We start from the raw sequence: 11,357 nt of genomic DNA on the forward strand, positions 1-11,357 counted from the left end.
ATAGTGGTTGTCGTTTTCATCTACTGTAACCACCGTACCCCGCCCGTATTCCTGGAGCCCATGTGACCCACCCACCCCAAGTTCCGCTCGTGCTCGTCAGCGGCCTGGCCCCGGGCGCGAACGCCACGCTCGCCGAGCTGCTGCGCGTGGCCGAGCCCGGCACCGCCGTCGTCCACCACGACCTGCGCGACATCCACTCCGGCGTCGTCCGCCGCCGGCTCCGGCTCGAGCAGCGCGACCAGCTGACCGTCCTCGAGCTGGCGCACGGCTGCGTGTCCTGCACCCTGCGGGAGGACCTGCTCCCCCTGCTGCGGCGGCTGGCCCGGATGCCGCAGGTGCGGCGGATCGTCGTCCGGCTCGACGAGGCGATGGAGCCCGAGCCGGTGAGCTGGGCGATCCGGAACGTCCTGGTCGGCGACCACCCGGTGCACGACGACGTCGACCTGCGGGCGGTGCTCACCGTCGTCGACTGCGCGACCTGGCTCGCCGACGTGACCGGCGACGACGCCCTGGAGGAGCGGAACCTGCAGGCCAGCCCGGAGGACGACCGGACCGTCGCGCAGGTGGCGCTCTCCCAGGCCGAGTTCGCCGACGTCCTCGTGCTGGCCGGCGCGGCCACGGACGCGTGGCAGGCGGCCAAGGCGTCCGCCGTCCTCGACCGCGTCGCGCCGTCGATCCCCCGGGTCGAGCTGGCCCGGGTGGACGGGCACAGCGTGCTCGACGCCGTCCCGGCCGACGCCCGGCGCGGCGAGGTCACCGACATGCACGGCGCGCTGCTGCGCGGCGAACCGCCGTTGCACGCCGACTGCGGCATCGAGCTGCTCACGTTCACCGCGCGGCGGCCGTTCCACCCGCAGCGGCTGCACGACGCCCTGGACGTGCTGCTCGACGGCGTCGTGCGCACCCGCGGGCGGGCCTGGGTGGCCAGCCAGCCGGACGTCGCGTTCTGGATCGAGTCGGCCGGCGGCGGGCTGGGCATCGGGCACGCCGGGCCGTGGCTCGCGTCGCCGGGCGGTCCGGAGTGGACGGACGTCTCCCCCGAGCGCCGCACCCTGGCGTCCCTGCGCTGGGACCCGGTGCACGGCGACCGCGCGCAGGAGCTGGTCGTGGTGACGGACCAGACAGCGCCCGTTGAGATCGACGCGGCCCTGCGCGGCGCTCTACTGACCGACGAGGAACTGACGGCAGGCCCCGGGGTTTGGGAGCACTATCCCGATCCGTTCGGGGACTGGCACGAGGAACCCTGCGAGGACACCGAAACGGACCCGGCGCGCCAGGACGCGGCCGCGGTGAACCGAAAGGAAGACCGATGAAGAACGGTATCCACCCCGACTACCACCCCGTGGTGTTCAAGGACTCGTCCACCGGCGACGCGTTCCTGACCCGCTCCACCCTCACCTCGGACAAGACGATCGAGTGGTCCGACGGCGCGACCTACCCGCTGGTGCAGGTCGACATCAGCTCGTGGTCGCACCCGTTCTGGACCGGCACCCAGCGGATCATGGACAGCGCCGGCCAGGTCGAGAAGTTCCACCGCCGCTACGGGAAGCGGGGGACGCGCTGATGGCCGTCCCCAAGCGCAGGAAGTCGCGCAGCACCACCCGGTCCCGGCGGTCGCAGTGGAAGGCCGTGGTCCCGGACCTGGTGCCGATCAAGGTCGACGGGCAGACGCAGCTCGTCCCCCGCCGGCTGATCCGCCACTTCCACGCGTGAGCGTCCCGGTCACCGTGCTGTCGGGCTTCCTCGGCGCGGGCAAGACGACCCTGCTCAACCACATCCTCGCCAACCGCGAGGGCCTGCGGGTGGCGGTGATCGTCAACGACATGAGCGAGGTCAACATCGACGCCGCGCTCGTGCGCTCCCAGGAGCGCCTGGTCGAGCTGACCAACGGGTGCATCTGCTGCACCCTGCGGGAGGACCTCCTGGAGGAGGTGGCGGCGCTCTGCACCGGCGGCCGCTTCGACCACGTGCTCATCGAGTCGAGCGGGATCTCCGAGCCGATGCCGGTGGCCGCGACGTTCACCTTCCTGGACGCTCTCGCCCGGCTCGACACGATGGTGACGGTGGTGGACGCGGCGAACTTCGCCCGCGAGCTGGCGGCCGGCGACTCCCTGGTGGAGCGCCGGCTCGACCAGTACGCGGAAGACGAACGGACCGTCAGCGACCTGCTGGTGGACCAGGTCGAGTTCGCCGACGTGCTGCTGCTGAACAAGACCGACCTCGTGTCCCCGGACGAGGCGGCCCTGCTCGTGGCGGTGCTCCGGCGGCTCAACCCGGCCGCCGACGTCGTCACGAGCAGCTTCGGGCGGGTGCCGCTGGAGCGGGTGTTCGGCACCGGGCGGTACGACGCCGTCAAGGCACAGGAGGCGCCCGGCTGGGTGGCCGAGCTGAACGGCGACCACGTGCCGGAGACCGAGGAGTACGGCATCTCGAGCGTGGTGTTCCGCGCGTCCCGGGCGTTCGACCCGGTGGCGCTGTGGGACTTCGTCGCCCGGCGGCTCGACTCCGGCGAGTTCGGGACGGTGCTGCGGTCGAAGGGGTTCTTCACGCTGGCGTCCCGGCCCGGGGTGACCGGCCTGTGGTCCCAGGCCGGGACGGTCGCGCGGTTCGAACCCCAGGGCGTCGCCGGGAAGGCGAGTCAGGAGCTGGTGTTCATCGGCGTCGACCTGGCCGGTGACGCGCTGCTCGGCGCGCTGCGGGCGTGCCTCGCCGACGTGGCGAGCGGACCGGACCCCTTCCCCGCGTGGGGTCCGGTCCACGCGCACTGAGGTCAGGACGACTTGAACAGGTCCAGCAGGGCCTGCGGGAGTTCGTCGCCGAACAGGCTCTCCATGAGCTCCTCTTCGTCGACGGGCGTTTCACTGCGGACGAACATGGCCTGCTCGTAGGCGGCGAGGGCCGCTTCGACGTCGCCGGGGTGCGCGGCGAGGGCCTTTCCGAGCTCGGCGCCGTCGAGCATGGCCAGGTTCGCGCCTTCGCCGTTCGGGGCCGTGAGGTGGGCGGCGTCGCCGACCAGCGTCACGCCCGGCACCCGCTCCCAGCGGTGCCCGAACGGCAGCGTGTAGTGCGGGCGCAGGACCAGCGGGGTGTCGGCGTCGGTGATCAGGGCGGTGACCTCCGGGGCCCAGCCCTCGAACTCGCGCGCGATCGCGGCGGTGGCCGCCGCGGCGTCGGCGAAGTCGATGGCGGCGAACCACTCCAGTGACCCGGTGAACGCCACGTAGGCGTGCAGGGTGTCGCCGCTTTCGCGGTGCGCGTTGATCGACCGCTCCGGGGACGGCCCGTTCGCGACCATCGACCCGCCGCCGACCGCCTTCGCCGTGGCGGGGTGCCGGGTGTCGGCGTCGAAGAGGTAGGTCTCGACGAACGCCGTGCCGACGTACTCGGGGGTGACGCCGGTGAGCAGCGGCCGGACCCGGGACCACGCGCCGTCCGCGCCGACCAGCAGGTTCGCGACGACGGTGGTGCCGTCGGCGAAGGTCACCTCGTGGCCGCCCCCGGCGAGCGTGCGGGTGCCGCCGACCTTGTGCCCCCAGCGGACGGTGCCTTCCGGGAGCGCGTCGAGCAGCAGCTGCCGCAGCTCCCCGCGCTGCACTTCGGGACGGCCGCCCGTGCCGTCGTCGGTCTTCTCGAACAGGAGCTTCCCGTCCTGGTCGAGGATCCGCATGGCCTGGCGGCCCTCGAGCACGAGGGACGGGAACTCGTCCATCAGCTCGGCCGCCTCGAGGGCGAGCTGCCCGTTGTAGTCGTGGATGTCGAGCATCCCGCCCTGCATCCTCGACGTCGGCGACGGCTCGGCTTCGTACACCGTGACCGGGAAACCGTGGACGTGCAGGACGCGGGCCAGGGTGAGACCGCCGAGGCCGGCGCCGATGATCGTGACGGGAGTGCGCATGATCGCTCCTTCTCTGGAATCGTGTTCCAGATCAGGGTGGCGCCCGCCGCTGGCAGGGGCCGCACACCGCGCTGACACCGGTCTGACACCCCGTGCCAGACGTCGATCAGTGGTCGTCGTAGTGGTCCTCGTGGGCCGCGTGGCGGTGGCCGTCGTGCAGGTAGTCGACGTGCTCGCCGTGCGGGACCGCGACGTGGCCGCAGCCTTCGCCGTGCGCGTGGTCGTGGCCGGTGTGCGGCACGTGGCCGGCGATCTCGCACTCGTCGAAGTGGCCGTCGTGCGCGCGGTGCAGGTGTCCCTCGTGCGCGTAGTCCACGTGGTCGCCGTGCGGCACCGCCGGGTGCCCGCAGCCCTCGCCGTGGACGTGGTCGTGGCCTGCGTGCACGGCGTGCGGGAGCGTCATCGGTACTGCCTCCTGGGATGCGTGTAACTGCATATGTCCACTTCGGACGCTAACACCGGCCACCCGCCGCGACCGGGCGAAACCTCCCGCCTCACCCGATAGGTCCGAGTTGATCAACCCAGGTTTATCAGTCTAGGTTGACGAATGTGACGGACGAGGAGCTGCTCCAGGCGAGCACCGACCTGCGCGTCGCCCTGGGCCGGCTGATCCGGCGGCTGCGCCAGGGCTACGTGGTCGGCGAACTGACCCTGCCCGAACGGTCGGTGCTGTCCCGGCTCGACCGGGAGGGCCCGGCCACGCCGGGGTGCCTCGCCGACCTCGAACGCGTGAAGCCGCAGGCCATGGGCGTCACCCTCGCCGGGCTGGTCGAGCGCGGGCTCGTCGCCCGCCGCAAGGACGACTCCGACGGCCGCAAGGTGCTCATGTCGGTGACCGGCACCGGCGTCAAGCTGCTCACCGACCGCCGTTCGCGGACCACCGAGCGGATGGCCACCGCGCTGGCCGAGAAGTTCACCGCGGCCGAGCAGCGCAAGATCCTGGCCGCCATCCCGCTGATCGAGCGGCTGGCGGGAGAGCTGTGACCGCCACCGAAACGGCGCCGGACCGCTACAAGTGGGTCGCGCTGTCCAACACCACGCTCGGCGTGCTGATGTCGGCGCTCGACGGCTCGATCGTGATCATCTCGCTGCCGGCGATCTTCCGCGGCATCGGCCTCGATCCCCTGGCCCCGGGCAACATCGGCTACCTGCTCTGGATGATCCTCGGCTACCTGCTGGTGCAGGCCGTGCTGGTGGTGACGCTCGGGCGCCTCGGCGACATGTTCGGCCGCGTCAAGATGTACAACCTGGGCTTCGTCGTGTTCAGCGTGGCCTCGGTGGCGTTGTCGTTCGACCCGTTCCACGGCGGGAACGGCGCGTTGTGGCTGATCGGCTGGCGGGTGGTGCAGGCGGTCGGCGGCTCGATGCTGACGGCGAACTCGGCGGCGATCCTCACCGACGCGTTCCCGACCGAGCAGCGCGGCATGGCGCTGGGCGTCAACCAGATCACCGCGCTGGCCGGGCAGTTCCTCGGCCTGGTCGTCGGCGGGCTGCTGGCCGAGATCGACTGGCGCGCGGTGTTCTGGGTGAGCGTCCCGTTCGGCCTGCTGGGCACGATCTGGTCGATCCGCAGCCTCCGCGAGGTCGGCGTGCCGAAGCGCGCGAAGGTCGACTGGGGCGGCAACATCACCTTCGCCGCCGGCACCGCGATCCTGCTCGCCGGGATCACCTACGGCATCCAGCCCTACGGCGGCGCCGCGACCGGCTGGGGCAACCCGCTGGTGCTCGGCGGCATCGGCGGCGGGGTGCTGCTGCTCGTGGCGTTCGGCATCATCGAGACGCGCGTGGCGGCGCCGATGTTCCACCTCGGGCTGTTCAAGATCCGCGCGTTCGCGGCGGGCAACATCGCCGCGTTGCTGACCTCGGTCGCCCGTGGTGGCATGCAGTTCATGCTCATCATCTGGCTGCAGGGCATCTGGTTGCCGCTGCACGGCTACGACTACGAGCGGACGCCGTTGTGGGCGGGCATCTACATGCTGCCGCTGACCGTCGGGTTCCTGCTCGCCGGGCCGGTGTCGGGGTACCTGTCCGACCGGTTCGGCGCGCGGCTGTTCTCCACCGGCGGCCTGCTCCTGGTCGCGGCGGCCTTCCTGGGACTGCTGGCGCTGCCGGTGAACTTCCCGTACCCGGTGTTCGCCGCGCTGCTGGTGGTCAGCGGGATCGGCCAGGGCATGTTCTCCGCGCCGAACACCTCGGCGATCATGAGCAGCGTGCCGACCGAGCAGCGCGGGGTCGCCTCCGGCATGCGGGCGACGTTCCAGAACTCCGGGACGTCGCTCTCGATCGGCGTGTTCTTCTCGCTGATGATCGCCGGCCTCGCGAGCTCGCTGCCGCAGACGCTGACCAGCGGCCTGCAGGCCCACGGCGTCCCGGCCAACGTCGCCGATGGCGTTGCCCAGCTGCCGCCGGTGAGCACGCTGTTCGCGGCGTTCCTCGGCAGCAACCCGGTGGGCCACCTGCTCGGCCCGGACGTCCTCGCTGGGCTGACCCCCGGCGACCGGGCCACCTTGACCGGCGGCGACTTCTTCCCGCAGCTGGTCTCCGGGCCGTTCCACCACGGCCTCGTGGTCGTGTTCACCGCCGCCGCGATCATGGCCGTCGTCGCCGCGGTGGCGTCGGCTTCACGCGGTGCCCGTTATTTCCACCAGAACCCCGAGGGAACGAAGGAGAACCGATGACCGACGAACTCATCGCCGGAACCGTCACCATCACCGGGAACGGCGGCGACGAGATCGAGGCCTACGCGGCGAGGCCCACCGACGCCGCACCGCGCGGCGGGGTCGTGGTGATCCACCACATGCCCGGCTACGACGCGTCGACCAAGGAGATGGTGCGCCGCTTCGCCGCCGAGGGCTACAACGCGATCTGCCCCAACCTCTACGCCCGCGAAGCCCCGGGCGCGGACCCGGACGACGCGGCCGCCACGGTCCGCGCGGCCGGCGGCGTCCCGGACGACCGGCTCGTCGGCGACGTCTCCGGCGCGGCCGACTACCTGAAGGCACTGGAGAACGCGAACGGCCGGGTGGGTGTCATCGGGCACTGCTCGGGCGGGCGCCAGGCGTTCCTCGTCGGCTGCTCGATCGACGTCGACGCAGCGGTGGACTGCTACGGCGCGTTCGTCGTCGGCGACCCGCCGGAGGCCATGAAGTTCATGAAGCCGTTGCTGGGCAAGGCCTCGGACCTGTCCTGCCCGCTGCTGGGCATCTTCGGCGCCGACGACAAGTTCCCCAGCCCGGACGAGGTCGCCGTGCTCGCGGCGGAGCTGGAGAAGCTCGGCAAGGAGCACGAGTTCCACACCTACGCCGACGCCGGCCACGCGTTCTTCGCCGTCGACCGGCCGAGCTACCGGCCGGAAGCCGCGAAGGACGGCTGGGAACGCATCCTCGACTTCTACTCCCGCACGCTCAGCGCCTGAGAGGACCCGCCATGTGCACCTACCTCACCGAGAAGTTCGCCCTCGAAGGCAGCGGCAAGGGCGCCCGCGGCTGGTTCCGCCTGAACGAGGGCACGGTCTACGTCGACCACCCGGTCCACGCGCCGTACGCGCACACCGTCAACATCGACTTCCGCAACCCGGACCTGGGCGCCTCGGCCCGCGTCGCCCTGGAACTGACGGAAGAAGACGCCCTGGCCCTGGCCGACGCGATCATCGCCGCCGTCAAGTCAGCCCCCGCAGGCCTCGCCTCCCGCAACCAGTAGCCAAAAGCCGTGAATGGCCCATTGAGGGACTCTAAGTCCCTCGATGGGCCATTCACGGCGTGTAGAGGGCGCCGAGGAATTCCAGGAGGAGGCGTTCGCGGAGTGGGGCGGGCGCGGTGGCGAGGAGGGCGTTGACCGGGGCCATGCGGTCTGGCAAGCCTGAGGTGCCGCCTAGGCCCGCGGCGGCCAGGAGGCCCGCGAACTGTTCGGACGTCAGGGTTGCCGGGTCCAGGGCCGCGACGAACTCCGCCACCGCCGGGTCGATCACCACCGGGCCCGACGCGCGAGCCGCGTCCACTGAGGACGCGAGGTCCGTCAGGAACTCCTTCTCGCTGCCGTGGTTGGCCGCCGTGACCGTGAGGTGCAGGTTCGCCGGGGACGCTTCAAAAGCGAACTGCGGCTGGACGTACCAGCCGCGTGTCTTCATCTCGTCGGCCACCGTGAACAGGTCGAAACCGTCGTCGCCGGTGAACGCGATCAGCGTCGAGACCGGATCGCCGAGGATGCGCAGGCCCTCGATTTCGGCGACCCCGGCACGGATCCGCGAGACGGCTTCACGCGTCGACGTGGCCAGGCGCAGGTAGCCGTCTTCGCCGAGGTGGCGGACCACCGCCCACGCCGCGGCCAAGGGACCGCCGGAGCGGGTGCTCTGGATCGTCGTGTTCAGCATCGTGTAGCCCGGCCACCCCGCGCTCGCGAAGTAGTGCGTCCGCCGCAGCTCCGCCGACGCGTGCAGCAGCACCGAAGTCCCCTTGGGGCAGTACGCGTACTTGTGCAGGTCCACCGAAATGCTCGTGACGCCCGGGACGCGGAAGTCGAACGGCGGGACGTCGGCGCCGAGGCGCGCGAAGTACGGCAGCACCCAGCCGCCGATGCAGGCGTCGACGTGCATCCGGACGCCCCGGGCCGCCGCGGCCGCCGCGATCTCGGCGATCGGGTCGAGCACGCCGTGCGCGTACGACGGCGCGCTCGCCACCACCAGCACCGTCGAGTCGTCGATGGCGGCGGCCATCGCGGCCGGGTCCGCGCGGAACGTCACCGGGTCGACCGGGACGTCGATCCGGCGCAGCCCGAACAGGTGCGCCGCCTTGTGGAACGCCGCGTGCGCGGTCGTCGGCAGCACGATCGACGGCGCGGCGATCTCCGGGTGCGCGTCACGCGCGGCCAGGACCGAGAGCAGGCACGACTCGGTGCCGCCCGACGTCACCGAGCCGACGACACCCGGCACGTCACCGAGCAGCCGGGACGCCGCCGCGACGAGGTCGTTCTCCATCCGCAGCAGGCTGGGGAACGCCGTCGGGTCGAGGCCGTTGGCCGACGACGCCAGCGCGTGCGCGGCGGCCCCCAAGGAGTCCACTTCGGACAGACCGCTGTCGTAGACGTACGCCAGGGTCCGGCCGCCGTGGGTCGGGAGGTCACCCGCGCGCAGCTCCCGCAGCGCCGCGAGAACGTCCTCAGGCGGGTTCATGACGCGGCTCCAGCACCGAGCGCCGCAGCAGCGGCAGGGCCAGCGCGATCAGCACACCCGGGATGATCGACGAGCCGAGCAGGATCGCGACGATCGCGCTGTGCGGCTGGTCGGTCGTCGCGTCGGTGCTCGACACGTACCCGCCGAACGCCAGGATCGCGCTCCACAGCCCGGCGCCGAGCGCGAGGCCGAGCGTCTCCCCCGCGGTCCACACGCCGGCCGCGATCCCCGCGCGGGTCTCGCCGGTGCGCTCCTCCTCGGCCGTGATCAGGTCCGGCAGGATGGCCAGCGGGAACACCGAGATCCCCGCGTAGCCGACGCCGCACAGCGCGACGAACACGAGGATGACCACCAGCGGCAGCGACTGGGCGAAGATCAGGCCCAGCAGGCCGACCGCGAACGCCGCCGTGGCGATCCGGAAGCCGTTGAGCTTGCCGACGCGGGCGCCGAGGCGCGGCCACAGCGGCATGGTGACCAGCGCCGGGCCGACGAAGATGACGAACAGCAGCGTGCCGTAGGCCTCGCTGCCGAGGATGCGCTGGGCGAAGAACGGGATGGCCGCCAGCACCGTGCCGATCCCGAGCGCCTGGATGAAGTACGTGCCGAGCAGCCAGCGGAACGGCCGCCATCCCGCGATGGTCCGCGAGAGGTCCTTGAAGCTCACCGTGTTCGGCCGCAGCGACCCGACCGGCGCGCCCTTGAGGCCGAAGTACACGAGCAGGGTCGCGGCCAGCACGATCAGCCCGATCACGACGGCCATCACGCGGTAGCCGGCGACGCCGCCGATGCCGGAGGTGATCGCCGGGGCGCCGCCGCCGCAGATCAGGATCGTCACGGCCAGCACGCCGATGCGCACGCTGGTGAGCTTCGTCCGCTCGTCGGCGGACTCGGTCAGCTCGGCGGGCAGGGCGTTGAACGGCACCTGGAACAGCGCGTACGCGGTCGCGCAGAGGGTGAACAGGACGGCGACGTACAGCGCGTCCGGCGTCGGCGAGCCGAAGCCGGGGTGGGCGAACATCAGCGCGAAGAGGATCGCGACGCCGATGCCGCCGATCAGCAGGAAGCGGCGCCGGCTGCCGGTCTTGAGCAGGTCGGCGTCGGACATCCGGCCGGCGATCGGGTTGAACAGCACGTCCCAGGCCTTGGGGATGAACACGATGACACCCGCCGCGGCGGCGGGCACGGCCATCGTGTCGGTCAGGTACTTGACCAGGATCAGGCCGGGAACCGTGCCGAAGGACCCGGTGACGAACGAGCCGAGCGAATACCTGAACCGCGTCCGGCCGGACAGCGTCGTCATGGTCCTCCTCGCGAAATGAACACCGATGAGGCACTCAGTAGTGGATCTCGGCCCGCACCGGGTAGTGGTCGGAGGGAATCGTGCCACCGTCGTAATGCACCAGCTGTACCGGCCCGACCTCGGCGCGTCGCAGCGAGCCGACGTAGTCCAGGGAATCGCGGTAGGTGGCCGGGACGGACTTCGCCGCGTCCGGGTTGGTGACGGCGTCGAAGCTGTACTCCCCCGCGCCGGCCGTCCGCAGCGTCCCGCCGAGCACGGCCTCGCCCTGCTCGGACTGGGAACGGCCCAGAGCGTCACGGCGGCCCTGCCCGGCCCAGTACTCGATGTTGAGGTCGCCGGCGATCGCCACCGGATCCGCCGCCGGGACGTGCGCCGCGGCGAGGTCGCGCAGCTCGCCGAGCTGCGCCATCCGGATCTGGTGCGCCTTGGGCAGGGTGTCGGGGGCTTCGTCGGCCTGCAGGTGCGTGCCGGCCAGCCAGAGCGCCTTGCCGTGGGCGAAGATCCGGACCAGCGCCGCGCCCTTGTTGGACAGGTGGTCGGCGGTGCCGGAGTAGGAGCTGCGGTAGACGAGCTGGTGCTTCTCGGTGATCGGGTACTTGCTCAGCACCGTGACCCCGCCGTTGACGACGATCGGCGAGTTCGAGCAGTTGCCGCTCACCGTCGTCCAGCCCGGCGACGTCGAGCAGGACTGCCCGACCAGCGGCGTCTGGAACGGGTAGGCGTCGATCAGCCGGCCGCGCAGATCCTCGGCTTGGGCGCTGAACGCCTCTTCGAGCACGACGACGTCAGCCGCCTGGGTCCGGATGACGTGCTCGGCGGCCTGGGCCCGGGCTTGTTTGTCCGACGTGTTCGGGTTGGCGATCCACGGCAGCTGCCACAGGTTGAAGCTCAGGACGGACACACTCGCGGCCGCGGCCTGGGCGGGTGCGGTCACGAGGGCGAGGAAGGCGCAGACGACAGCGGCGAGAATGGCGGTTCTCCGCACGGAGTGTCCT

At 71.5% G+C, this 11,357-nt stretch carries 13 protein-coding genes; 8 read left to right on the plus strand and 5 right to left on the minus strand.

The features are described 5' to 3' along the window. Window positions 1-62: 62 nt before the first annotated feature. Genes mrf through ACIOD2_RS05480 form a run of 4 tightly spaced genes read left to right on the plus strand, consistent with a single transcriptional unit; the run spans window position 63 to window position 2,768 of the window. Complete coding sequence (gene mrf / locus ACIOD2_RS05465) at window positions 63-1,313, plus strand: ribosome hibernation factor-recruiting GTPase MRF (RefSeq protein ID WP_400534699.1); 1,251 nt, start codon at window positions 63-65, stop codon at window positions 1,311-1,313. Continuing rightward, a complete protein-coding gene (locus ACIOD2_RS05470; protein WP_400534700.1) occupies window positions 1,310-1,564 on the plus strand; it encodes a type B 50S ribosomal protein L31 in 255 nt (84 codons plus the stop codon). Before mrf ends, ACIOD2_RS05470 begins: the two co-directional genes overlap by 4 nt. After that, window positions 1,564-1,713: a 50S ribosomal protein L32 gene (rpmF, locus tag ACIOD2_RS05475; protein ID WP_400534702.1), complete on the plus strand. Its 150-nt coding sequence runs from the start codon at window positions 1,564-1,566 to the stop codon at window positions 1,711-1,713. The genes ACIOD2_RS05470 and rpmF overlap by 1 nt, the downstream gene beginning before the upstream one ends. Continuing rightward, window positions 1,710-2,768 (plus strand): GTP-binding protein, encoded by a 1,059-nt coding sequence (locus ACIOD2_RS05480; protein WP_400534704.1) that lies wholly within the window; start codon window positions 1,710-1,712, stop codon window positions 2,766-2,768. Before rpmF ends, ACIOD2_RS05480 begins: the two co-directional genes overlap by 4 nt. A gap of 2 nt (window positions 2,769-2,770) precedes the next feature. Here ACIOD2_RS05480 and ACIOD2_RS05485 read toward each other — a convergent pair whose 3' ends face one another. Both ACIOD2_RS05485 and ACIOD2_RS05490 read right to left on the minus strand, forming a co-directional pair. Beyond that, window positions 2,771-3,895, minus strand: coding sequence for an FAD-dependent oxidoreductase (locus tag ACIOD2_RS05485; protein ID WP_400534706.1), 1,125 nt, complete (start codon window positions 3,893-3,895; stop codon window positions 2,771-2,773). 106 nt (window positions 3,896-4,001) lie between these two features. After that, window positions 4,002-4,298, minus strand: a complete 297-nt coding sequence (locus tag ACIOD2_RS05490) for a hypothetical protein (RefSeq protein WP_400534707.1) — start codon at window positions 4,296-4,298, stop codon at window positions 4,002-4,004. 146 nt (window positions 4,299-4,444) lie between these two features. Between ACIOD2_RS05490 and ACIOD2_RS05495 the strand changes: the two genes are divergently transcribed. Genes ACIOD2_RS05495 through ACIOD2_RS05510 form a run of 4 tightly spaced genes read left to right on the plus strand, consistent with a single transcriptional unit; the run spans window position 4,445 to window position 7,594 of the window. Next, window positions 4,445-4,879, plus strand: coding sequence for a MarR family winged helix-turn-helix transcriptional regulator (locus ACIOD2_RS05495; protein WP_400534708.1), 435 nt, complete (start codon window positions 4,445-4,447; stop codon window positions 4,877-4,879). Continuing rightward, entirely contained in the window at window positions 4,876-6,573 is a 1,698-nt protein-coding gene (locus tag ACIOD2_RS05500) for an MFS transporter (protein ID WP_400534710.1), read from the plus strand. Before ACIOD2_RS05495 ends, ACIOD2_RS05500 begins: the two co-directional genes overlap by 4 nt. Next, the gene (locus tag ACIOD2_RS05505; RefSeq protein WP_400534712.1) at window positions 6,570-7,310 is read left to right on the plus strand and encodes a dienelactone hydrolase family protein; all 741 of its coding nucleotides are present in this window, start codon (window positions 6,570-6,572) and stop codon (window positions 7,308-7,310) included. The genes ACIOD2_RS05500 and ACIOD2_RS05505 overlap by 4 nt, the downstream gene beginning before the upstream one ends. Before the next feature lie 11 nt (window positions 7,311-7,321). Beyond that, window positions 7,322-7,594 carry a DUF6295 family protein gene (locus tag ACIOD2_RS05510; protein WP_247051995.1) on the plus strand — a complete coding sequence of 91 codons (273 nt, stop codon included), beginning with the start codon at window positions 7,322-7,324 and terminating at the stop codon, window positions 7,592-7,594. Window positions 7,595-7,646: 52 nt separating this feature from the next. Here ACIOD2_RS05510 and ACIOD2_RS05515 read toward each other — a convergent pair whose 3' ends face one another. Genes ACIOD2_RS05515 through ACIOD2_RS05525 form a run of 3 tightly spaced genes read right to left on the minus strand, consistent with a single transcriptional unit; the run spans window position 7,647 to window position 11,347 of the window. After that, complete coding sequence (locus tag ACIOD2_RS05515) at window positions 7,647-9,062, minus strand: pyridoxal phosphate-dependent decarboxylase family protein (protein WP_400534714.1); 1,416 nt, start codon at window positions 9,060-9,062, stop codon at window positions 7,647-7,649. Next, the gene (locus ACIOD2_RS05520) at window positions 9,049-10,362 is read right to left on the minus strand and encodes an MFS transporter (protein ID WP_400534716.1); all 1,314 of its coding nucleotides are present in this window, start codon (window positions 10,360-10,362) and stop codon (window positions 9,049-9,051) included. The genes ACIOD2_RS05515 and ACIOD2_RS05520 overlap by 14 nt, the downstream gene beginning before the upstream one ends. Window positions 10,363-10,396: 34 nt before the next feature. Then, window positions 10,397-11,347 carry a sphingomyelin phosphodiesterase gene (locus ACIOD2_RS05525; RefSeq protein ID WP_400534718.1) on the minus strand — a complete coding sequence of 317 codons (951 nt, stop codon included), beginning with the start codon at window positions 11,345-11,347 and terminating at the stop codon, window positions 10,397-10,399. Window positions 11,348-11,357 lie beyond the last annotated feature (10 nt).

This window comes from Amycolatopsis sp. NPDC088138 (genome assembly GCF_044741685.1).
Classification (GTDB): domain Bacteria; phylum Actinomycetota; class Actinomycetes; order Mycobacteriales; family Pseudonocardiaceae; genus Amycolatopsis.